Source organism: Pseudovibrio sp. Ad37, assembly GCF_001623075.1.
In the GTDB taxonomy this organism is placed as follows: Bacteria; Pseudomonadota; Alphaproteobacteria; order Rhizobiales; family Stappiaceae; genus Pseudovibrio.
Window position 1 is genome coordinate 33216 of sequence record NZ_LMCF01000211.1, and the last position, 21508, is coordinate 54723.

The 21508-nt window shown below is 52.0% G+C and carries 21 protein-coding genes; 8 read left to right on the forward strand and 13 right to left on the reverse strand.

From position 1 onward, the window contains the following. Nucleotides 1–144: 144 nt before the first annotated feature. On the forward strand, nucleotides 145–582 hold the full coding sequence (locus PsAD37_RS21605) for an HIT family protein (RefSeq protein ID WP_063297885.1): 438 nt from the start codon (nucleotides 145–147) through the stop codon (nucleotides 580–582). 172 nt (nucleotides 583–754) lie between these two features. Here PsAD37_RS21605 and PsAD37_RS21610 read toward each other — a convergent pair whose 3' ends face one another. The 6 genes from PsAD37_RS21610 to PsAD37_RS21640 all read right to left on the reverse strand — a co-directional run bounded on the left by PsAD37_RS21610 (nucleotide 755) and on the right by PsAD37_RS21640 (nucleotide 6694). Next, a complete protein-coding gene (locus PsAD37_RS21610) occupies nucleotides 755–1549 on the reverse strand; it encodes a GNAT family N-acetyltransferase (protein ID WP_063297886.1) in 795 nt (264 codons plus the stop codon). 81 nt (nucleotides 1550–1630) lie between these two features. Next, a complete protein-coding gene (locus tag PsAD37_RS21615; RefSeq protein WP_063291725.1) occupies nucleotides 1631–1978 on the reverse strand; it encodes an AzlD domain-containing protein in 348 nt (115 codons plus the stop codon). Further along, nucleotides 1975–2739 (reverse strand): AzlC family ABC transporter permease, encoded by a 765-nt coding sequence (locus tag PsAD37_RS21620; RefSeq protein WP_063297887.1) that lies wholly within the window; start codon nucleotides 2737–2739, stop codon nucleotides 1975–1977. Before PsAD37_RS21620 ends, PsAD37_RS21615 begins: the two co-directional genes overlap by 4 nt. A 155-nt stretch (nucleotides 2740–2894) precedes the next feature. After that, nucleotides 2895–5345 carry an ATP-dependent Clp protease ATP-binding subunit ClpA gene (gene clpA, locus PsAD37_RS21625; RefSeq protein ID WP_063297888.1) on the reverse strand — a complete coding sequence of 817 codons (2451 nt, stop codon included), beginning with the start codon at nucleotides 5343–5345 and terminating at the stop codon, nucleotides 2895–2897. 12 nt (nucleotides 5346–5357) lie between these two features. Then, nucleotides 5358–5687: an ATP-dependent Clp protease adapter ClpS gene (gene clpS, locus PsAD37_RS21630; RefSeq protein WP_057463448.1), complete on the reverse strand. Its 330-nt coding sequence runs from the start codon at nucleotides 5685–5687 to the stop codon at nucleotides 5358–5360. Between the two features lie 674 nt (nucleotides 5688–6361). After that, nucleotides 6362–6694, reverse strand: coding sequence for a phasin family protein (locus PsAD37_RS21640; protein WP_057463379.1), 333 nt, complete (start codon nucleotides 6692–6694; stop codon nucleotides 6362–6364). 393 nt (nucleotides 6695–7087) lie between these two features. Here PsAD37_RS21640 and PsAD37_RS21645 point away from each other — a divergent pair, with 393 nt between their 5' ends. Then, on the forward strand, nucleotides 7088–8545 hold the full coding sequence (locus PsAD37_RS21645) for a D-alanyl-D-alanine carboxypeptidase (RefSeq protein WP_063297890.1): 1458 nt from the start codon (nucleotides 7088–7090) through the stop codon (nucleotides 8543–8545). A 21-nt stretch (nucleotides 8546–8566) separates the two neighbouring features. Here PsAD37_RS21645 and PsAD37_RS21650 read toward each other — a convergent pair whose 3' ends face one another. Continuing rightward, nucleotides 8567–9298 carry a DnaJ domain-containing protein gene (locus PsAD37_RS21650; RefSeq protein WP_057463381.1) on the reverse strand — a complete coding sequence of 244 codons (732 nt, stop codon included), beginning with the start codon at nucleotides 9296–9298 and terminating at the stop codon, nucleotides 8567–8569. Nucleotides 9299–9416: 118 nt separating this feature from the next. Next, entirely contained in the window at nucleotides 9417–10139 is a 723-nt protein-coding gene (locus PsAD37_RS21655; RefSeq protein WP_063297891.1) for a hypothetical protein, read from the reverse strand. A gap of 271 nt (nucleotides 10140–10410) precedes the next feature. Here PsAD37_RS21655 and panC point away from each other — a divergent pair, with 271 nt between their 5' ends. Further along, entirely contained in the window at nucleotides 10411–11253 is an 843-nt protein-coding gene (panC, locus tag PsAD37_RS21660; protein ID WP_063291747.1) for a pantoate--beta-alanine ligase, read from the forward strand. Between the two features lie 105 nt (nucleotides 11254–11358). Here panC and PsAD37_RS21665 read toward each other — a convergent pair whose 3' ends face one another. Both PsAD37_RS21665 and PsAD37_RS21670 read right to left on the reverse strand, forming a co-directional pair. Continuing rightward, the gene (locus PsAD37_RS21665) at nucleotides 11359–11730 is read right to left on the reverse strand and encodes a hypothetical protein (protein WP_063297892.1); all 372 of its coding nucleotides are present in this window, start codon (nucleotides 11728–11730) and stop codon (nucleotides 11359–11361) included. Between the two features lie 84 nt (nucleotides 11731–11814). Next, on the reverse strand, nucleotides 11815–12261 hold the full coding sequence (locus tag PsAD37_RS21670; protein WP_057463384.1) for a DUF1489 family protein: 447 nt from the start codon (nucleotides 12259–12261) through the stop codon (nucleotides 11815–11817). Between the two features lie 146 nt (nucleotides 12262–12407). Here PsAD37_RS21670 and PsAD37_RS21675 point away from each other — a divergent pair, with 146 nt between their 5' ends. The 3 genes from PsAD37_RS21675 to PsAD37_RS21685 all read left to right on the forward strand — a co-directional run bounded on the left by PsAD37_RS21675 (nucleotide 12408) and on the right by PsAD37_RS21685 (nucleotide 15472). Then, nucleotides 12408–12932 carry a TetR/AcrR family transcriptional regulator gene (locus PsAD37_RS21675; protein ID WP_063297893.1) on the forward strand — a complete coding sequence of 175 codons (525 nt, stop codon included), beginning with the start codon at nucleotides 12408–12410 and terminating at the stop codon, nucleotides 12930–12932. A gap of 31 nt (nucleotides 12933–12963) precedes the next feature. Continuing rightward, on the forward strand, nucleotides 12964–14019 hold the full coding sequence (locus PsAD37_RS21680; protein WP_244272556.1) for an alcohol dehydrogenase family protein: 1056 nt from the start codon (nucleotides 12964–12966) through the stop codon (nucleotides 14017–14019). Between the two features lie 736 nt (nucleotides 14020–14755). Beyond that, the gene (locus PsAD37_RS21685; RefSeq protein ID WP_063297895.1) at nucleotides 14756–15472 is read left to right on the forward strand and encodes a DUF599 domain-containing protein; all 717 of its coding nucleotides are present in this window, start codon (nucleotides 14756–14758) and stop codon (nucleotides 15470–15472) included. Here PsAD37_RS21685 and PsAD37_RS21690 read toward each other — a convergent pair. Next, nucleotides 15397–16575 (reverse strand): adenylate/guanylate cyclase domain-containing protein, encoded by a 1179-nt coding sequence (locus PsAD37_RS21690; RefSeq protein WP_193778322.1) that lies wholly within the window; start codon nucleotides 16573–16575, stop codon nucleotides 15397–15399. The two genes, PsAD37_RS21685 and PsAD37_RS21690, sit on opposite strands and share 76 nt — an antisense overlap. 379 nt (nucleotides 16576–16954) lie before the next feature. Between PsAD37_RS21690 and PsAD37_RS21695 the strand changes: the two genes are divergently transcribed. Beyond that, nucleotides 16955–17557, forward strand: a complete 603-nt coding sequence (locus PsAD37_RS21695) for a thiamine phosphate synthase (protein ID WP_063297897.1) — start codon at nucleotides 16955–16957, stop codon at nucleotides 17555–17557. A 126-nt stretch (nucleotides 17558–17683) separates the two neighbouring features. Here the strand turns inward: PsAD37_RS21695 and PsAD37_RS21700 are convergent, their stop codons facing one another. Next, nucleotides 17684–18298: an ATP-dependent Clp protease proteolytic subunit gene (locus PsAD37_RS21700; protein ID WP_063297898.1), complete on the reverse strand. Its 615-nt coding sequence runs from the start codon at nucleotides 18296–18298 to the stop codon at nucleotides 17684–17686. A gap of 366 nt (nucleotides 18299–18664) precedes the next feature. On the opposite strand from PsAD37_RS21700, the gene PsAD37_RS21705 reads away from it, so the two are divergent. Beyond that, nucleotides 18665–20746 carry a bifunctional diguanylate cyclase/phosphodiesterase gene (locus PsAD37_RS21705; RefSeq protein WP_208992015.1) on the forward strand — a complete coding sequence of 694 codons (2082 nt, stop codon included), beginning with the start codon at nucleotides 18665–18667 and terminating at the stop codon, nucleotides 20744–20746. Here the strand turns inward: PsAD37_RS21705 and PsAD37_RS21710 are convergent. Further along, nucleotides 20738–21157: an ACT domain-containing protein gene (locus PsAD37_RS21710; RefSeq protein ID WP_063297903.1), complete on the reverse strand. Its 420-nt coding sequence runs from the start codon at nucleotides 21155–21157 to the stop codon at nucleotides 20738–20740. The two genes, PsAD37_RS21705 and PsAD37_RS21710, sit on opposite strands and share 9 nt — an antisense overlap. Between the last annotated feature and the right edge of the window lie 351 nt (nucleotides 21158–21508).

A 21508-nucleotide genomic window follows, 5' to 3' on the forward strand; every position in this document is an offset into this window, starting at 1 on the left:
CTTACCAAACTTGAATCAGTTTCTTAAGTCCACTCAGGTTCTCAACACCTACCAGATCACAACACATATTTCTTATTGGGATTTCCGCAGTGAATCGCGATATGAATGGGGCCAAACATTATTGAGACCATTGAGGACCCCACAATGACCAGCTCCGCATATGATGAACAAAACATCTTCGCCAAAATTTTACGCGGCGAACTGCCTTCCGAGAAGGTCTTTGAGGACGAAAATACCATTGTAATCATGGACATCATGCCACGCGCAGATGGTCATGTGCTGGTTCTGCCTAAAAACGGCTCCCGAAACATCCTCGACATTGAAGAAGCTGACCTTACAGCTGTCGCAAAGACAGCCCAGAAGATGGCTCGTATCCTCAAGCAGGCATTTGCAGCGGACGGTATCACCATCCACCAGTTCAACGAAGGCGCTGGTGGACAGATGGTGTTCCATACCCATTTTCACGTCATTCCGCGCACCGAAGGCGTTTCCCTGCGCCCACACACAGGCGAGATGGAAGACGGCGACAAGCTCAAAGCAAACGCAGAGAAAATCCGCGCAGCTGTTGCAGCTCGCCCCTGATCATTTCAAGTGAAACAACCTCGCGCATTCACACCAGATTGCGCGAGGAAAATTCGATTCACTTGAAACGACCACCACACCGGCCTGCAATTTTGATTCTGAAATCAACGCACTAGCCCGCACACTTGAATCAGATCCTCAAGGGTTCAAAATTTCGATTCATCTGAAATGATCAAACCAGCTCGATAGACACTTTCTCATTCAATGCCTTTTGCATGATTTTATCGAAGCGTGAATCCATGCAAACACTCAGGTCTGTCGTCACAAACTTCCCGCTCCAGTACAGCGAGAAAATCGTAGCAGCAGTCGGCGCCGACTGCGCTTTTTCCAGTGTATCAAGATGAACGATCTTGAGCGGCAACCCACGCTTTTGAGCAGTCTCTTTCAGATTCTGCATCACATGATGATCCGTGAACGGACAGCGATTGGAGTAGTACGCAACCAGCCCCTCCCCCTTTGGCCCAGCTCCTTTTTGAACCACCTCAGAGAAGGTCGCTGAACCAGCCTGTCCATCAACACCAAGCCGCAACAGCTCAATACCATCCGGCGAGGTGTCGCAAACCTCAAAGCCTTGCCGCTTGAACCATTTGCCATCTGAGAGGAAAGGCATCTTCTTGGCGCCAGCAATCGTCACCAGACCCGTTGCACCAGCCTGACGCGCCGCATCCACGGCCCTGGCCAACAACGCCTTGCCATGGCCCTGCCCTTTGTACTTGCCAGAAACCCAGAAGCAATTGATGAGCAGATGTCCGGGAGCAACCACAGGCGCCCAGCCAGCTTCCGCCGGACCAAACTCAATGAACACCTTTGCGCGCTCATCCAACCGTATGAACTGGTAGTCCGAGGAGAATTGCTGGCTCAGCCAGTCCTTCTTCAACTGGTAGCCCTGCGCACATTTTTTGTCCGAGATTGCACAGCAGATATGCTCATCACAGAGTGTCTGCTCATTCAAGGCAATATAAGTCATCGTCAGCTCCCGAGTCGCTAACTTACGTTAGAGCGGGAAACAACGATCAGCAATGCGTGCGATCAAGCTTAGCAAGATCCGCTAAATCAAAAAGGCCCAACCACCAATCAGCACAAACTCAGCTGTAATAATCCCGGCCATCAGCCGGTCGTTGAGGAGTTTGTATCCAACAACACCGCCAGCCACCGCAGCAAGACGCAGCCACACCGGCACATCGCCCAGCACACCTTCCGGAAACAAAACCAACCGCGCAATGATGCCAGCAATCAACGCCGTCGCAACGGCCCGCACCCACGCAAACAGCAAACTATCCTCGCGCAGCTTGCCGGAGGCGAACACTCCTATCCAGCGCCAGCACTCTGTTGCCAGAAAGCCAGCAACGAGGATCATCACATAAGGCCACCACCAGCTGCCATAAACTTCACTCACAGCTCAGCCCTCCGCGTTGCAAACAACCAGCCCGCAAAGGCAACTGTGCCGCCCACAAACCCGGTCAGCAGCAAATCAGCTCCTGGAAAGAAGTGATAGAAGACAGGCCCGAGAATGAGCCCAAGAATGAGCGCGGCCCTATCACCACTCGTGCGAGAAGCCTGATACATGGAAAACATGAAGTAGATCGGCGTCAGCAAAACCAGACCAGCAGCAATCGGCCCTTCTACCGCTGGAAGCACTATATAAGACAACGCCGTCGAACACAGCACCACAAAATGCACTGTGGACCCAAACCCGGCAAAGAACGGAAGGCGCGCCGCCCTTGGCATGCTTGGCAGATTGCGCATGGCAAACACCCACGCCGTCACGGCCACGAAATGTGACACAATCAGCATATGCCACGTCTTGGTTCGCTTCTCATCCCGCAGAACGGGCATCAGCGCCACCGTCATCGGCATCAAACGCACAGCGGAAAGAGCCACTGCAATCGCAGCGGGGATCAATCCGGCCCCGGCACTCATAGCGCCCGTCAAAACAACAATGCTTGGCAACGCCCACATGAACAGGCTCATCAAGAGCACTTCAGTGAGCGTAAGCCCAACTTCGCGGGCCAGCGAGGTAAACCCCACAAAGGCCATCATCAAAATAAGTGTCGGGAGGCAAAACGCGCCTTTAGCTCCTTGGCGGAACCAATAGGCACCTCCCTCAAATTCCGAAGGATCCTCTCCTTCGTCGATATCCATGTCTGAACTGGTCATTTAAGAACTCGGAGGCTCACGAGAAAGAAGAGCCTTTGGGGAAGAAGAAACGCAATCTATTGAAGCTGCATAAAGAAGCCTACACAAGACTACGTAGCCCCACCATACAAAAAAGCCGGAGCAGATGCTCCGGCTTTTTCTCAACTATCAATGCTTTAATCCGCAATCGGAATACCGGGAACATCACCACGCTTGGTGGCATCAGCACCCCGGCCCGTTTTCGGAACAACGGATTTGCCCTTGCCTTTGGCAACCGGCTTTTTCTTGGCAGCCTTCGCCTTAGGTGTCGGACGTTCCTCAACGCTTTCAAGAAGCAGACCTTCAAGATCCTCAGAAACGGAGACCTTAACAGTCCCACCCTTCTGAAGCTTGCCGAACAGAACCTCATCAGCCAACGGCTTCTTGATGTGCTCCTGAATAACACGGCCCAGCGGACGGGCCCCCATCAGACGGTCGTAGCCTTTCTCAGAAAGCCAGGCCACAGCTTCAGGTGTCAGTTCAAAGGTCACGTTACGCTCCGCAAGCTGAGCTTCCAGCTGCATAACGAACTTCTCAACCACACGATGAATAACGTCACTATCCAGATTTGCGAACGGAATGATCGCATCAAGACGGTTCCGGAACTCCGGAGTGAACATCTTGTTGATCGCATCCATATCATCGCCATCACGGTCAATGCGATTGAAGCCCATAGGAGCTTTCGCCAGATCAGCCGCACCAGCGTTGGTGGTCATGATCAGGATCACATTGCGGAAATCGACAGACTTACCATTGTGGTCCGTCAGCTTACCGTGATCCATAACCTGCAACAAAATGTTGAACAGATCAGGATGAGCCTTCTCGATTTCATCCAGAAGCAGCACACAATGCGGATGCTGATCAACAGCGTCCGTCAGCAAGCCACCCTGATCAAAGCCCACGTAACCTGGAGGTGCACCAATCAGGCGGGAAACCGTATGGCGCTCCATGTACTCGGACATATCAAATCGGGTCAGCTCAACACCCAGTGTCGATGCCAGCTGGCGCGCAACTTCCGTCTTACCAACTCCAGTCGGGCCAGAGAACAGATAAGAGCCAATTGGCTTATCCGGTTCACGCAGACCGGCACGGGCCAGTTTGATGGACGCAGACAACGCTTCAATCGCCGGATCCTGCCCATAAACAACGCGCTTCAGACTATCCTTAAGGTTGGACAGAACCGCTGCATCGTCCTTGGAAACAGACTTCGGAGGAATCCGCGCCATAGTCGCGATGGTTGCTTCAATTTCCTTCATGCCGATTGTCTTGCGACGTTTGCCCTCTGGCAGCAACATTTGCGACGCACCAGACTCATCAATCACATCAATCGCTTTATCCGGAAGCTTCCGGTCAGCAAGGTAACGAGAGGACAACTCAACAGCCGCCTTGATCGCATCATTGGTGTACTTGATGTTATGGAAGTCCTCAAAGTAAGGCTTCAGCCCTTTCAGGATTTCAATCGCATCTGGAATGGTTGGCTCGTTCACATCCACTTTCTGGAAGCGACGCACCAGCGCACGGTCCTTTTCAAAGAACTGGCGATACTCTTTATATGTGGTGGAACCGATACAACGGATCGTACCGGATGCCAACGCAGGCTTCAGCAGATTAGATGCATCCATCGCACCACCTGACGTCGCACCTGCACCAATCACGGTGTGGATCTCGTCAATAAACATGATCGCACCCGGATAATCTTCGATTTCCTTGACGACCTGCTTCAGACGTTCCTCAAAATCACCGCGATAACGAGTACCTGCAAGCAGAGACCCCATATCCAGCGCAAAAATCGTCGCGTTTTTCAGCACCTCAGGCACATCACCAACAATGATGCGGCGCGCAAGCCCTTCAGCGATCGCTGTTTTTCCAACGCCCGGATCACCCACATAAAGCGGATTGTTCTTGGCACGGCGACACAGGATCTGAATGGTGCGCGAAATTTCCTTCTCACGCCCGATAAGCGGATCAATTTTACCGGAAAACGCTTTGTCATTGAGATTCTGACAATAAGCCTCAAGAGCTTCTGTTTTCCGCTTTGTTTGGTCAGAAGAACCACCAGATGGAGGCTGCGGCATGCTCACATTAGGGTCAGCGCCACTATCGGATTCTTCTTCAGCACCACGTACCCGACGTGGTTCAGACAAGCCAGCCCGTTTTGCAATACCATGGGAGATATAATTGACAGCGTCGTACCGTGTCATTTCCTGTTCTTGCAGGAAGTAAGCAGCATGGCTTTCACGCTCAGCAAAAATGGCGACAAGAACGTTGGCACCAGTCACTTCTTCACGCCCGGATGATTGAACATGAATGACAGCACGTTGAATGACACGCTGGAAACCGGCGGTTGGTTTTGAATCATCATCCCCGTCAACAACGAGGTTCTCTAGTTCAGTATCAATATATTCGACAATGCTTTTTCGCAGTTGATCGAGGTCCACATTGCATGCACGCATCACCGCAGCAGCATCCTGATCATCAATCAATGAAAGCAGCAGATGCTCCAGGGTCGCATATTCCTGATGGCGTTCATTAGCAAACGCCAAAGCTTGATGGAGAGCTTTCTCCAGACTGCGAGAAAATGACGGCACAGGCGCCCCCTATTACTTTTTCTCCATTACACATTGCAATGGATGTTGGTGTTTTCGGGCGAAATCCATAACTTGTGTGACCTTTGTCTCGGCCACTTCATAGGTGAAGACTCCACACTCCCCTACGCCATGATGATGGACATGGAGCATAATCTGCGTCGCATCTTCACGATCCTTATGAAAGAACCGCTCCACAACGTGGATCACGAACTCCATCGGCGTAAAATCATCATTGAGCAACAACACGCGATACAAACTGGGCCTTTTTGTTTTTGGCTTAGGTTTGGTAACGGTTATCGTCCCGCCATCATCGTCATTATCCAGGTCGAAATCGCTGCTCATTTGTTCTCTTTGTCCCTCCATGTATAACGCAGAGGACTTTATAGTATTTAAACGTACCCCCTGCGAATTCAAGGGATATGCATTTTCATAGGGCACACCAACAACTCCAGAAAAATCAAACAGCGTTTCATTTTCTGTTTCATTATACACCGTAAGCATAAGATTATCTCCCCTGAGAACACTCATTGCCTGTCGCTGGTCTCTCATTCACACTCTCGCTACAGCATCTGCGCTGTCTTTTCGCTCTGGTTTACAGACTTGCTGGCGCCAACGCCCCGCACCTGGCGGCATCAGCAGCCTCCCGAATGTACCTGCCAGATCAATCAATTGCAGACATTCAGGACACGCGAAGCCTTCTCTTTCATTGTTAGTACTGATTATTCCCCGAGCAAACTGGAAAATGCAAACCAATAAGAAGAGAAAACACTCAGACTATCCGAAGGGTTAAACCCTGCTCCCAACGTAAGATGAGCATATTCGGGCCATTCTGCGGACCCAAACATGCCCGCCAGAATTCAGGATACTGAATCACAATGTTTTGAGAGGGCCTTGAAGAAGAGAGATAGGTTGTCTGAAAATGGAAACAACCAGGGCAATCTATTTAAAACGCGCAAAACCAAAAAGCCCGAAGCGCTAACGCACCTCGGGCTTTCAATCTCAATTATGCCAGTAGATTACTTGGCAGCTTTAGACAGCATACCCTCATAGGGCTTATAAGCGTCCTTAGCGATCTCAGCATACATTTCGCCGATTTTAGTTGCCTGACCGACCATGCTTTCGTAGCTCACTTTGGCAAAATCTGCCTGAGCTTCCATAGCCTTATCAAGAGACTTCGCGCCAACAACTTTCTCCATTGCTGCGCTGCTCTCTTCCATTGACTTCTTAGAGTAGTCCGCAACCTCAGCAGAGATCGCCTGCATGCCCTTGGAAAACGCGCCGAAGCTTTGCATAGCTACGTCCATGTTATCTTTTCCAAGCTTCTGCATATTCTCAAATCCTGTGACCATGAAAATTACCTCATCAATTGGGCGGCGCCGGTATTTCGATGATTAGGTTTTTGTCTCTTGGGGAGCAAACGCCACATTTCTAAACTTACGCAGCGATATTATGCGCCGCACAAATTTTGTCAACTTTTATTTTGCGCTGCAATATCATGAAAAGACAGGGGCGTAGCCACAAACAAAAAACGGATAAAAACAATATTTTTGCAATCTGCCTTATCGTATTTACAGAATTGTAACCGTAATCGCATCATTCTGGGTATGACGCGAACGGGGGGAGTCACCTGCGCCGCATTTTTAGCGGCTGAGGCTTTCTGAACACACCTCCGCTAGCAATGAGAGAATTTATTTAGTACAGAGCGCGTAAACCGCCATTATTGCTCACGGGGCGAAAAGAACATGGGTCTGCGTAATTTTGGGCCATTTGGGCGCCTAAAAAAGGCATTGGGACAAGCTGTCGGCATTCTTGCTGTATCCTTAGCAATCGCTACAGCTCCGACTGTTGCCCAGGCAAATTCCAAATATGCTGGTATTGTCGTTGATGCAAAAACCGGGAAGGTTTTGTACGCCAACAACGCCAATGCACGACGCTACCCTGCGTCCACCACAAAGATCATGACACTTTATGTGCTCTTTGAGGAACTGGAAGCTGGCCGCGCGACACTAAACACTAAAATGAAGGTCTCCCGCTACGCAGCAGGTCGCCCACCGACAAAGCTTGGCTTGAAGGTTGGCAGCTCTTTGCGCGTTAAGGATGCCATCTATGCACTCGTCACCAAGTCCGCAAACGATGCGTCGACTGTGATTGCAGAGCATATCTCCGGTTCTGAAACAGCCTTTGCGCGCCGCATGACGCAGACTGCCCGTGCAATTGGCATGCGCAACACCACATTCAGAAACCCGCATGGCTTGCCAAATTCTAAGCAGGTGACCACCGCAGCAGACCTCGCTCTGCTGGGCCGTGCGATTCAGGATCGGTTCCCGAAGTATTATAAGTACTTCAACACCCGCTCTTACACATATGCTGGCCGCCGCATGGGCAACCACAACAAGTTGCTCGGTCGTGTCCGTGGTGTTGATGGAATCAAAACCGGTTACACCAACGCCTCCGGCTTCAACCTTGTGACCAACGTTAAACGTGACAATCGCCAGATTGTTGCTGTGGTTCTGGGTGGCCGTACAGGCAAAAGCCGTGATGCACAGATGGTCAAGCTGATCAGCCAGTACCTGCCAAAAGCATCCCGTGGTCGTCGCACCACACCGATGCTCTACGCAGGAACCACAAAACGCTATCAGTTCCCAAAAGTTGCTCCGGCTATTCCAGTTGCCAAAGCAGGCACACCAGTTGCCGAGCAGCCGACACTGCTGGCATATGCCAACGCGACCGGCACAAAACCGAATTCGAAGCCATCTGATCCAATCGCAAAAATGCTGGAACATCAGGCCACAGCCCCTTCTCCGGCACCGCGCAAGGACCTTGTTGCCAATTCACTGGCTGCCCCTGCTATTTCTGCCTCGGCAAAACTGCAGCAGCCAGCGAAAGCAGCTGCACCATCTTCCGCTCCAATTCAGCAGAAGATTGCAAGCTTGAAGCCAGAGGACATCGACACCTCCGGTTGGCACATTCAGATTTCTGCGACCGACAGCCAGGATAAAGCAATCAAGATCCTGGAAAATGCGCGCGCTGCGACAGGGGCCACCCTGCGTAACAAACGCATTTACACAGAGCCGGTCAAATCTAAGAAACAAACCCTGTACCGCGCGCGGTTCATCGGGTTTGAAACCAAAACAGCAGCCTGGGATGCTTGTGCCAAACTCAAGAAGGCCAAGTACTCCTGCTATGCCGTCTATCAGTAACTCGTATCAGTCACGGTGAGTCTAATGTCTGTTGAGAAGCCGATCCTTCGCCTCGTTGAGTTTGGAAGCCAGGAAAGCAGAACCCCCACTATCGGGGTGCAATCGTTTAATCAGTCTGCGGTGAGCAGCACGGATGTCTTCCACGGAGGCTCCCGGCGCAAGTCCAAGAACCTCGTAGGCCTCCTTCTCAGTCAGAGCGCTCGAGCTCGACGTGTCTCTCTGCCCCGCTGTGGAATCCGCGTGGAAGTCTACACGCCAGTTGGAGAGCCTGCTATCGAGGTAAGCTTCGAGTAGGGCAACGCTGTCGCCGTCTGGCTGCACGTCGCGCCAAAGCTGTTTGAGCTCTGCAACCTGCAAAGAACTCAGCGCGCGGCCAGCAAAGGAACCGGCAAGCACTTTGCCCTCAAGCTTCTTGCTATCATGATCCAGCTCCATATGGAGAAATCTGGAGGAGATATTGGAAGTCTGACCGGCACTCTTGGAGGCACCACCCAATCCTCCGAAGGGGAAACCACCGGGAAACTTGAAACTCTGCGCAGACCCCCAACCCAAAAGGGACAGCGCAAAGGCCGCAAGTGGCAGCGCGATAACGTATCTGCCAGTAACGGCAAGAAAAGCGCAGAATGCCAGCAGCAGTCCGCCAATCAGCATTTTCAAAACTTCTTTAAGTTTAGCCGGATTTGACTGCGTCAGCCACTTTGCGAAGAAATAGAGGATGGCAAGCACCAATCCTCCCATGACCAAATAGCCCATTTAGTACCTGACATGTATTAGGCGCATTCCCCAAAAGTGGTTCCGGTTTCCGGATCAGAATACGCACAAAATTAGAGAGCCGAGCGTGATGCGTGAATGTAAATAAACGCGGCGTGCTCTAGCTAAGGTGTTCTATCAAGAATTGAGCACCTTTATGCCCCGATTGCTCAAGGCGCTCAAGGGCCTGTCTGCCCCCGGCGGAAAATGTTGCAATCGCAGCCAGTAATCCGCGCAAGCTCGCAGCAGATCCGTCATCAAAGTTCAGATAGACCCCGTTGCTCAACCGGGCGATCTCCCGATACGCCCGCTCCGCCAAGATGTCCTTGCCTTCCTGAAACACAAAAACCGGCACGCCCAACAACCCGAGCTCCCCTGCCTTATCGCAGACCAGATCAGGATTCTCCTCCATACAATCGCCAATATAGACAACCGCCTGCACCCGCTTTTTCCGCGTCTCAGCCAGGGCATGGTCCAGCACCTTCCGAATCTGCGTGCGTCCGGCCTGCACGCGAATCTTGCGCATCATTCCGCCCAGCTCTTTGGAATTACTGACCCAGCGCGAGGATTTACACTCGCCATACCCGCGAAAGAACACCAGCTGCACATCAAGCGGCCCAACCCGGCCCGCTTCAATGAACATCTCTTCCTGCAGATGACAAGCCTGATCCCACGTGGGTTGCCGACTCATTGTGGCATCCAGCGCAAAGATCAAACGGCCCCGCTCATCCCCGGCAGGCGCTGCAACCGCGTCTTTGGCAGCCTCCAGAAAGTTGGAAAGATCACTCTTGCTGTCTGCAGGACTGTTTAAAGATCCGGATCTTTTGGAGAGCTTGTCTGACATGGGCGTACCTGTATTCACGTCACAAAGGATTACGAAGGCATTTTATTCCAACAACTTAACAATTATTGGGACAGATTGGTTATTTCGCTCGCTAAAGACCAATACCCACTATTGGTGCAATGAGAATAATCACAAAATCTGCTAAAATCAGTTATATCAGTTTCTGCTTGCAATTGGGTTCAACAGTTTCTGGGCAAACCCATTACCAACAACAGATAAAAACGCTGCAAAGCAAAGAAATTAAGGGATGAGGTCCCACATGGAGACGCCTATGAGAAATCTCCCAGACGTATACCGTGGTGTAGACGACCTGCGGGCTGCACTATTACCTCTGAGACGAGAAGGCAAAACAATCGCTCTGGTTCCAACCATGGGGGCACTGCACGCAGGCCACCTGTCTCTGGTCGAAAAGGCCCGGGAACATGCGGACATCGTGATTGTTTCAATCTTTGTGAATCCAAAACAGTTCGCGCCGGGCGAAGATTTCGAGAGCTACCCAAGAACGGAAGAGACCGACCTGCAAAAGCTGGCGGGCTACGACGTGTTTGGCGTCTTTGCTCCAAATGCGCGGGAAATGTACCCGAACGGCTTTGCCACATCTATTCAGATCGAAGGCCCGGCCCTTGGTCTGGAAACAGATCACAGACCGCACTTCTTCAACGGCGTGGCCACAGTGGTGGCGAAACTGTTGCTGGCCGTTTTGCCAGATGTCGCTGTGTTCGGGGAAAAAGATTACCAGCAGCTGCGCGTCATCAAGCAACTGGCCAGAGACCTGCACCTGCCAACCAAAGTCATCGGCGCTCCAACCGTGCGCGAAGAGGATGGCCTCGCCATGTCTTCCCGCAATGAGTATCTGGATGATAAGGAACGCACGACAGCCAGAACAATTTCTGAAACACTGCAGACTGCGCGCAATGCACTCCATAACGGTGAAAACTGGATTGAAGTGCGCAAGAAAGCCCTTGTTGTCCTCAAGCTCTCAGGATTTGCGACAGACTACTTCGAGCTGCGCCACGGCAAGCATCTGGGCACACCCATCGACGCCAAAGGTGCCCGTATTCTGGTCGCCGCCAAAGTTGGCGATACCCGCCTGATCGACAATATCGAAGTATAAAACGACTCTCCGGGCGAATGAATGCATTTGCCCGGAACCCTACCGCGTCTCAGAAGCTTTCAATTCGCATCTTACTTTGAGAAGAGCTTGCCCGCACAAGGCATCCTAAAAATACCCGACATAGCTCAGATAAGCACCTATTGCGGTAAAAGCGGTGCCTGTGGCGAGAATTCCCCTCTTCCCCATTTGCTGTGACTTTGTCATGTAATCCGGAATGACAATAAGACTTGCCCCCTTCAACACAGCAGCAGCCCCAACCAGTGTTACGAGAGCGCCGGCCATACTGGACACTTTGAAATGGTTGGCAAGCACAACCATACCAACCACAAAATGCACAGCACCAGACAGATTGAGCAAGATCGGATTCGCATCTGATTGGGCAGCAATCATCCGCTGGTAAAAACTGCTGGAAATAAAGAAGCCAAGGCCTGTCACGAAAAGATACGGCCCGGCAATCGATGCGATAAGCTCGGTCACAGCATGGTTCTCCCGAACAGACAGTCACATGCCGCGTTTATCTCATCCAGCCTTTACAGATGCAATCCGCAAAAAAGAGACCGCTTAAATCAGGCAAAGCTCCTGCAACTCGCGGCGCATACCCTCTGGCATTTCGGCAAGTTGATCCCCATCCAGCATTGGCCCGCTCACATCCGGCGGTGCATCTGACACTTTCAGATATCGCCAGCCCTGAAAGGCACGGCGTGGCTGAAGTTGAGTCTGGTGGAGGAAAGGCTCCATCACAAGGTCACAGCGCTTCTTGCCGGAATCATCCTTGTGCACGCGGATATCAATCAGTTTCTGGCGAACCTGAACATTGCCTTTGATCACCCAGTACAGCGAACCACCATCCAGCAGCTCGTCAATGCGAGTCGGCACCATACGAGTGGTATGGATCTGCTCGTCACTCAAACCGTGTGACAGCGCCAGAATCTGTCGCTGTTCAATGTAATTCCGCAGCTGGTCAACGCTTTCCACGCCAACACAGAGTTTCACCAGATGTAACGTCATAGCGCTCAAATAGCAGGAAGCTTTGGCTTTTGCCAGTCATAGCAGCCTCCATAGCTAACGCATTGCACAAACATATCGGTGATCGCGCAGCCACGCTCTCCATTTTCTAATTTGACTCGGTAGAATGATCGCTCTACCAATTAATCATGACTGATCTTGAACATTCCATCTGCACAGGCCTGGAAGGTGTATTCGCAACGCGCGGCTTCACAGCTCCTGGCGTTGCAGAACTCAAGCGCGGCTCTAATGTGAGCCTGCGCACACTCTACAAATACTTCCCTTCCAAAGAGCATATGATCATCGGCGCACTGGAAGTCCGTAATCAGCGCTACCTGTCCTTCCTGAGCGAGGCTGCAACCCACTCCCCTGATGATCCTCTGGGGGGCATTCTCAGCACCATCGAACATTGGATGGCAAACAACGCACCACACGGCTGCATGGATCAGGCGGCCCTTGCGGCCTATCCGGACAGCGCACTCGTCAGAGAATGCGTTACACGCCACAAGCAGCAAACCAAAGACCAGCTGGCAGCTCTTCTCGGCCTTGAGACCAATGCCGGAGAGCTCTTCATGATCCACGAAGGCGTTGTCTCAACCTATCCCCTGCACGGATCCACCGTCTTCACTTGGGCCAAGTCCGCAATTCAATCACTCACTCAGAAAGCAACATGATGAGCACCTCCCCACCACAATGACTGCAGTAATGCTCACTGGGCACGGTGGCCCGGACATGTTGGAGCTGCGCACCGACCTGCCCTTGCCTGCCATCGGGCCTGAGGATGTGCTGATTGAGGTTCTAGCGGCTAGCGTCAACAACACAGACATCAACACACGAAAAGCATGGTACTCACGTCACGACAATCAGGCAGAAGATGCCACATGGTCAGGCGAGCCACTCCAGTTCCCCCGCATTCAGGGCATAGACGTGTGCGGACGGGTCGTCGCGGCAGGCGCTAAGGTCGATCGGGCCCTTCTGGGCAAGCGCGTGCTGGTGGAGCCCTGCCTGCAATATGCCAATGGCAAAAAGCTGGAGTCTCCATGGTTCATGGGATCAGAGTGTGATGGCGGATTTGCTGAATTTGTTTCAATCGATCACCGTCACGTCTACCCAATCCAAAGCCAGCTGAACGATCTGGAGCTGGCATCCTTCCCCTGCTCGTATTCAACCGCTGAGAACATGCTGACACGCGCCAACCTCAAAGCCGGAGAGACCGTTCTGGTGACAGGGGCCTCAGGAGGCGTTGGCTCAGCGGCCCTCCAGCTGGCACGCGCACGCGGTGCAAACGTCATCGCCATCTCCTCCACCTCAAAGACTCAGCTGCTTCAGGAGCTCGGAGCAAGCCGTGTGCTGGATCGCAGTGATGATCTGGTTGAGAGCCTTGGCTCCAACAGCATTGATGTGGTGGTTGATCTGGTCGCCGGCCCGCAATGGCCAGACCTCCTCGCTATTCTCAAGCCCAGGGGCCGCTATGCAGTCGCCGGAGCGATGGCTGGCCCTATCGTGGAACTGGATGTCCGTACACTCTACTTGAAAGACCTGAGCTTCTTCGGTTGCACCGTGCTGGAACCCGAAGTCTTCGGGAACCTTGTTGCTCACATTGAAGCAGGCAGCATACAGCCTCTGGTCGCGCAAACCTTCCCGCTTGCTGAAATTGGCAAAGCACAAGAGGTTTTTGAGCAAAAGAAGCATCTGGGAAAGATTATGCTGGCAGGCGCAGGCGATTGCTCTGGCGAGAAAAACGCACGCAATCTGCCCTAGCGTCCATTACGTGACAAAAAGCACATTATCGATTTTGAAGTAACACTAGAACCAGCTCAAAGAAAAAGGGATGCAGACGTCACATCTGCATCCCTACCAAAATCCGCGTTCAAGCAGTTATCTTGGGATTAACTGCCGGCACCTGCAAATACATAAAGCAGCGCCATAACGCCGCCGAGGGTTGCGACAGTCCACACAGTGAACCCCCAGCAGGACTTCTGAATTTCGTGATCCATAAAACACCGTTTAATGGTTGATACACGTGCGCCGAGGAAACCCCGTCAGCACAGGGCGCTCGGAATATCCCTTCCGTGATCAAAGCGCAACAGCAAAATGGCAAAATTTGGCTTGGCAGACTGCCACACCTTACTAGATATAATTCATTACTCATTCACCAGTCAGATATACCTACACCATAAAAACTCATATCTCCAAAGAGTTAGGGCTCATTAGAATTAATAAAATTATCGATAACCATAAAAAAATTCACTCAAAATTTTTATGCAAAAATTCGTTCAAAACTCGACTTTATTGAGAATTGGGTACCTTACAGGACAACTCAAACTCCATTTTTTGACCATTCTGAGTCTGTTTTCACGCAACTTTGCCGGGCTCACACAGCCGCATATCATGCGCGCCCACTAGCCCCTCTCCGCAAATCATGCCAAACATAAGACTGTCCGTTTCCATCAAAATGGGCTCATGTCCGGACTCAGGCTTAAAAACAGAAAGACCAATGCTTCAGATCCAGTTTTCCAACTTCATTGCCGTCCTCGTCTTCGTCTCCTCATGGGGCTTGTACAGCTGGCTGGCCTATCGAAGCCGCTGGTCAAAAAACACGCTCTCTCATGCCATGGATGCGTACCGTTACCGCTGGATGCGCGCTATGCTCAAACGAGAGGTCCGCATTGCTGACACCAATATTGCGTCCGGCCTGCAGCAAGGCACCGCATTTTTCGCCTCAGCCTCCCTTCTGGCCATCGGTGGCACGGTCACTTTGCTCAGCGCAATGGACGAGGTCACCGCCCTCGCCCGCACGCTCGACCTGCCATTTTTGGATGACCCAATACAGAATGAAGCCAAGACCTTCGGTTTGATGATCATTCTGGCGTACGCGTTTTTTAAATTCGGCTGGGCTTACCGCTTGTTTAACTACACTACCATTGTCATGGGCTCGATCCCGGATGATTGCCATGAAGACAATGAAGAGGCTGTTGAAGCATCACTGCGTGCAGCACGGCTGGCAACCCTCGCGGGCCGCCATTTCAGCAACGGCCAGCAAGCGCTCTTCTTCGCAGTAGGTTATCTGGGATGGTATGCAGGGCCGTTCGTGTTCATCGGAACGACCCTGATGGTGACATTGGTGCTGCTGCGCCGTCAGTTCTTCTCAAAGGCGAGAAAAGCCGTGTTACCGGGTCCAAATACACAAGACCGCGTCAACTCCGGCGCTTGATAAACTTTCACCGGTATGGGGAAGCCCTTAAGCGGATATGTCCCCACATAGGTATCCTCACAACAGCTGAGAACTTCCGCAACTGCCTGCGAAATCAACATTTCCTGATTAAGGCGCTTTGAAAGGTCGGCAATCCGTGCGGCCTCATTCACCACAGGTCCAACAACCGTAAAGTCCAGTCGCCGCTGACCACCAACATTGCCAAAGAACACACGCCCTGAATGCACGCCCATACCAACATGGATGGCAGGCAAATCAGGAAACCCGCGCGCATTCGCAATCGTCAGATCCGCCATGCTTTCTCGCAGTGCCGACATGGCTTCAAACGCCGCTATTCTGGCGCTTTGCTCATCCGTATAGGGAAACACCGCCAGAACTTCATCGCCGATAAACTTCAGGATCTCGCCGCCGTGCTGCTCAACCCGCGACGTAACAATGCCAAAATACTCGTTAAGCAGCTGCAACAAGGCTTTATCTGTCAGGTAATTTGAAAAGCCAGTAAAGTTGCGAATATCGCAAAACGCCACAATCGCGTTGATGTGTTCCCCATCTCCCCGCCGTATCTCACCATTCATCACCCGCCGTCCGGCACGTGTTCCAAGATAGGTGTTAAGAATGTTCTCAGAGGCCTGCCGGGAATTAAACAGCTCACAAATCAGCGCAAGGGGAGCAGTGATCTGCTCAAACACGCTGATAAACTCATCCTTGAAACCATCAGCCGCCCGCGAAGCAAAAGCCAGCCCATGGACCTCACCATCCGAGAACACCATGGGGAGGGCAACGTAATCCGTGTACCCTTGCTCTTTAAGCTCTTGAATAACCTTGAGCCGGTCATACTCATCATGATGTCCAAACTTATGCCGGATCATATGTCCGGCTTCAGTGGACCGTTTCCAAAGGCTTTGATTGTAGGATTCACTCATCTCAGGTGTGTGCTGGAAATATCGCACACGCGGACCAACGCCCCGCTCCCAGATAAGCCCCTCACCATGATAGTTCGGATCCAGAATAGAGATACCCGTAGAGATCCGGTCCACCTCCACGCCTATATTCTGCAAGTGTTCGCCCAATGCCGCAAAGATACGACAGGGACGCCCCAACATTTTTGCGTCCTTGGACAGCCATTCCATTAAATCGCAGAGGGAAAAAGGCTCATTACTAGACATTTACACCCCAGAGACGAGCGGAGAAGAAGACCACGTAAAATCACCACACTCGCAAGCAAACACGGCAAAAATTCCAATATTTCTTATCATTTACTTTTAAACTCAGACATTTACAGGAATCCCATCAAGAAACTCTCGCCTTTTTTGCTAGACTTTCTCCACAATTCAACACACGCACAACGTGTAAATGCTTCAAATTTTAGAAATTTGTAGCCAACAACCTGATCAACTCCTATTTTCGCTCAAAAGTATGAACGCAGCACGCATCTGGTGATTGTCCATCCAATCACTGCGCTTTTAACCGAGAAACCCTGCAATGTTAGATCGCTTTTATTTGATCATCGATGGCACCCAATGGCTGCCACGTATCCTTCCTCTTGGCGTCAAATGTCTCCAACTCCGCATCAAAGACAAGTCAGAGGATGAAATCCGGTCGCAGGTCCGGGAAGCAAAACAGCTTTGCGACAAATCCGGCACAGTGCTTATCGTCAACGATCACTGGCAAGCCGCCTACGACGCAAACGTGGGCTATGTGCATTTAGGACAGGAAGATCTGAAAACCGCAGATTTCCGCGCACTCCGTTCCGCAGGAATCTACTACGGTGTTGCCACCCATGATGAAGCCGAGCTCGACACAGCTCTGGCACTAGATCCTGAATATGTGGCCCTTGGTCCAATTTACAATAGCGCAACAAAAGAAATGCGCTGGCAGCCTCAGGGTCTCGAAACACTCAAAAGATGGCGTACGCGCACAAGTAAACATCTGGTCGCCATCGGCGGCATCACTCTGGACCGCGCCAGTCAGGTCTTTGAAAGCGGCGCCGATTCCATCGCCACCATTTCCGACGTCATCAACGCGCCCAACCCAGAACACCGCACCACCCAATGGCTCCAAGCCTCCCAAAACTGGCAGGGATAGAAGCACACTTCATAACGCGTCGTCTCTTTATATAAGGAGAGCGAACTTGCCCGTCACTCATCCTGACCCGGGCAGCAAAAAAGGCAGCCAAACGGCTGCCTTTTTCAAATTCCAGCAAGCAAGGTACTAGCCAAGCTCGGAGACGTTGTTGATGACTTTACCAACAAGACCGTACTCGATGCCCTCTTCCGGGCTCATCCAGTAATCACGGTCGGTGTCTTTTTCAATGCGCTCAATCGGCTGACCAGTTGCATCCGCAAAGATCTGGTTCAAACGATCACGCATCTTCAAAATTTCTTTGGCCTGAATTTCGATGTCAGTTGCCATACCGCCGGCACCACCAGATGGTTGGTGAAGCAGGAAACGTGTGTTCTTAGTGCAGGAACGACGTTCTCTAGGCACTGACACATAAATCAGAGCACCAGCGCTCGCGACCCAACCCATACCAAGAATGCGAACTTCCGGCTGAATGAACCTGATCATGTCATGGATCATATCACCGGACTCAACGTGTCCACCCGGAGAAGAAACAATAACGGTAATCGGGTCGCTGCTAACCTGGGAAAGCGCAAGCAGACGGGAACAGACTTCCTGGGCCATCTCTTGAGTCACAGGTCCTGTAATCAGCACTGTACGCGCATCAAAAAGATGCTTGTCCACCGGGATGGACTTGTCAGGATTCTTTGGCGCGTCTTCATCACCTTCGAGGCGAACTGACGTCGAAGCACAAATGTCCGTCATGCGAATGACATGCTCCCTTATATTAGCTACCGCCCCACGCGGCAGACTGTGATCAAACATAACTAAAAGATACTGCGGCAGACCGCAAACACGCAAAGTCATAGCCTAACAGAAATTCCCTAGGAAAAAGAGGGCGTTCTCCCCTCACTTTTGATAGGCTTTTCGGAAAGCCGCCGTTTCTCCACTTAAAATCAATGCATTATGCACATTTTCAGTTTCTTTGTTCCAACTTAAAGACAAAGGAATAACGTTTTAATAACCTTGCAACTCACATAATCGGTAAAAATAACAATCTACCTATCGCTGATATAGACATGCAGGGGATGATGTCTAGTCCTTGGACACAGCACAAAGGGATTTTCGGGTTTGACTGGTTATACTGAAACGCTAGATGCCAACGTCCAATATCATTCGCCTGTCCCGGCGGAAGACCAACGGGCTTTTGCGCGCGTGGATGTTCCCATGTACATTGTTGATGTCAGCCAGACCAAGCTTGTCTGGGCAAATTCTGCGGGCCTGTCCTTCCTGGGCCTTAGCCTGCGCGATTGTATAGACCCCTCCGGAACCTTCAGAATGGACCTGCCTGCGCCGTTCGATGACCTCTCCTATCAGCGCCAGCTTCATTCCTATCTGAGCCGGGTCACGGAAGAAGGCCGCATTACAGAGTGCATCACCGTAATTCCAAACTCCCAGCCGGTCTCTGTGTATTGCTCTATCTCCCCGCAGCCATTGATCACGGGAAACCCTGCACTTTTGGTGCAAGTCATCTCAGAAGTTGGCAACGAGCCTGAGCAAGTCCGCAGCGCGCAGGTGCTGCTTTACACCACATCCATGATCAGCATGTTTGATGAGAACGGCAAACTCATCTTTGAAAACCCCGCAAGCCGCCTCAACCGTCCAGACGGCTGCGAAGACCTGATCAACCGCATGTGCAACCGCCGCGATTTTGATGCGCTGCTGGATGAACTGCGCAAAACAGGCAGAGCGAATCTGGTCTCACTCATGCACTCCTCTCAGGGAGAACGCTGGTTCGATCTCAACGCCCGCAGTGGATACGATCCTTATTCCGGCTCCAGAGCCATTCTGCTCAGCGCCACAGATGTCACCAAACGCCTGAAAGCAGAGCACGAAGTCCGCTATCTGGCCCACCATGACACCCTGACAGGATTGGCCAACAGATCCTTTCTTGAGATTGAAGCAGAACGCTATCTGGATGAAACCCGCATCAGTGGTAATCCCGGTGCGCTGATCTTCATTGATCTTGACCGCTTTAAAACAATCAACGACACCCTCGGCCATCTGGTCGGCGACGACCTGCTCGTCGTCATCGCCAAGCGCCTCAAAGAGGTTGTTGAAGGCATAGGCTTTGTGGCGCGTCTCGGAGGGGATGAGTTCGTAGTCCTCATTGCCAACTTCGCAGATTACGACCTGCTCGACGACATCAGCCGCGAAATCAGAACCGCCCTGTCCAAGCCCTGCAAAGTGCGCGGACATATGCTGCAGGTGACCCCATCCATTGGCGTGTGCACCTATCCCGAACACGGCGTTGATCTGGACACGCTCATGCGTAAAGCCGATCTTGCCATGTATAAAGCCAAGGATCTGGGCCGCGACCGCATCTGCTTCTTTGATGTGTCCATGTCCCGCGAAGCGGAAGAGCGTGTCAGTCTGGAAACAGCACTGCGTCAGGCTCTGCGCAATCAGGAGCTGGCCGTCCACTATCAGCCGCGTGTGTGTCTCACAACCAATCGCATTGTGGGAGCAGAAGGCCTGCTGCGCTGGCACCATCCAACGCGAGGCCTTGTATCCGCCGCCAGCTTCATCGAGATCGCTGAAGAAGCGGGCATGATTGATGAAATCGGAGACTGGGTGGCGCGCGAAGCCATGCTCCAGCAAAAACAATGGGCATTGTCTGGCCACGACATCGCAATCTCAATCAATCTGTCTCCGGCACAGTTCCGGCGCGGACGCATATCCCAGCGCCTCCACCGCATACTGATTGAGACCGGCGCCTCTGCCAGATCAATCCGCCTTGAGATCACCGAAAGCGCTCTTCTCAGTGATGCCAATGAAACGCTGAAGGAACTCACCGCACTCCGCGACTTGGGCTTTACGCTGGAAATTGATGATTTTGGAACCGGATACTCAAATCTGGGCTATCTCCAGCGTTATCCGGTGACAGCCCTCAAGATCGACCGCTCCTTCATCGCCGACACCAAACGCTGGCCAATCGTACAAATGATTGTGCAGATGGGCCGTTTGCTGAACCTGACACTGGTGGCAGAAGGCATCGAGACACGAGAGCAGCTCCGCCAGATCCAAAAACTGCAGTGCCATGAATATCAGGGATACTTGTATTCCCCTGCCGTCTCCCCTCACACCTTCGAGTGTCTGCTCAAAGGGCAGCAAACCGTCACGTCTCCCCCCACAGTCGGCGCCTTAGCTTAACCCAGCTTTCGCGGAGCGGCTCAGCTCTTCCAGAGCAGACAACGCATCCTCGGCCTTTTCTTCCGGCACAAAGATGTGGTCGTGATAATACGCAGCCACAACATTGGCAGAGATCCCCACATCTGCCAGTGCCTTGGAAAGCGCTGCTGTCAGACCTACAGCCTCCAGCGAACTGTGAACCGCAAGCGAAATACGCCGGAAGCACGGCTCAGTATCAACGCCAGCCTTACCGGCATTCTCAATGGAAAGAATAGCTGTCAGACCTTCATTTTCCCAGAACAACCCTAGTGGTGAATGCTCAGCCAAGGCTTCAACACTGCCATTGGGAAAGCAGCAAAACACAAAGCTCTCTTCAGAAAGAGAGGCTTCCATGGAAGCGAGAAGTTCTTGCAAATCCAGTCCGCCGCGCATTGTCATACCCAATGGCTCCCTCTCTCAGCACTCAAAACATCTCTCAGTAAGTCCTAGCATATCCCAGTGAACACTCAGGGGAACAAGAAAGCGTATTCCCGGACAACAACGCGCCCTACTCTCCTGGAGAGAACGTGCCATCAGTATTGTAGTCAACAACAACGATTTGCGGCCCATCAATAGCAAACTCAATCAGCACAGGTGCGGAACCAGCGAGATTGTAATGAGCCTCCCCCTTTGAAGTGGTCCACGCCTATAGTTAGGAAACCGGAGGACCATAGATGGCTATCAAGCGCCCCAAACCTGAAGATATTGTTGTGAAGTTACGGCAGGTTGAAGTTCTGATGGGGC

Coding starts and splice junctions, on each gene's coding strand:
- PsAD37_RS21605 (WP_063297885.1), top strand. CDS start 145: ATGACCAGCTCCGCATATGATGAACAAAACATCTTCGCCAAAATTTTA.
- PsAD37_RS21610 (WP_063297886.1), bottom strand. CDS start 1,549: ATGACTTATATTGCCTTGAATGAGCAGACACTCTGTGATGAGCATATC.
- PsAD37_RS21620 (WP_063297887.1), bottom strand. CDS start 2,739: ATGACCAGTTCAGACATGGATATCGACGAAGGAGAGGATCCTTCGGAA.
- clpS (WP_057463448.1), bottom strand. CDS start 5,687: ATGAGCAGCGATTTCGACCTGGATAATGACGATGATGGCGGGACGATA.
- PsAD37_RS21640 (WP_057463379.1), bottom strand. CDS start 6,694: ATGGTCACAGGATTTGAGAATATGCAGAAGCTTGGAAAAGATAACATG.
- PsAD37_RS21645 (WP_063297890.1), top strand. CDS start 7,088: ATGGGTCTGCGTAATTTTGGGCCATTTGGGCGCCTAAAAAAGGCATTG.
- PsAD37_RS21650 (WP_057463381.1), bottom strand. CDS start 9,298: ATGGGCTATTTGGTCATGGGAGGATTGGTGCTTGCCATCCTCTATTTC.
- PsAD37_RS21655 (WP_063297891.1), bottom strand. CDS start 10,139: ATGTCAGACAAGCTCTCCAAAAGATCCGGATCTTTAAACAGTCCTGCA.
- panC (WP_063291747.1), top strand. CDS start 10,411: ATGAGAAATCTCCCAGACGTATACCGTGGTGTAGACGACCTGCGGGCT.
- PsAD37_RS21670 (WP_057463384.1), bottom strand. CDS start 12,261: ATGACGTTACATCTGGTGAAACTCTGTGTTGGCGTGGAAAGCGTTGAC.
- PsAD37_RS21675 (WP_063297893.1), top strand. CDS start 12,408: ATGACTGATCTTGAACATTCCATCTGCACAGGCCTGGAAGGTGTATTC.
- PsAD37_RS21680 (WP_244272556.1), top strand. CDS start 12,964: ATGCTCACTGGGCACGGTGGCCCGGACATGTTGGAGCTGCGCACCGAC.
- PsAD37_RS21685 (WP_063297895.1), top strand. CDS start 14,756: ATGCTTCAGATCCAGTTTTCCAACTTCATTGCCGTCCTCGTCTTCGTC.
- PsAD37_RS21690 (WP_193778322.1), bottom strand. CDS start 16,575: ATGTTGGGGCGTCCCTGTCGTATCTTTGCGGCATTGGGCGAACACTTG.
- PsAD37_RS21695 (WP_063297897.1), top strand. CDS start 16,955: ATGTTAGATCGCTTTTATTTGATCATCGATGGCACCCAATGGCTGCCA.
- PsAD37_RS21700 (WP_063297898.1), bottom strand. CDS start 18,298: ATGACGGACATTTGTGCTTCGACGTCAGTTCGCCTCGAAGGTGATGAA.
- PsAD37_RS21710 (WP_063297903.1), bottom strand. CDS start 21,157: ATGCGCGGCGGACTGGATTTGCAAGAACTTCTCGCTTCCATGGAAGCC.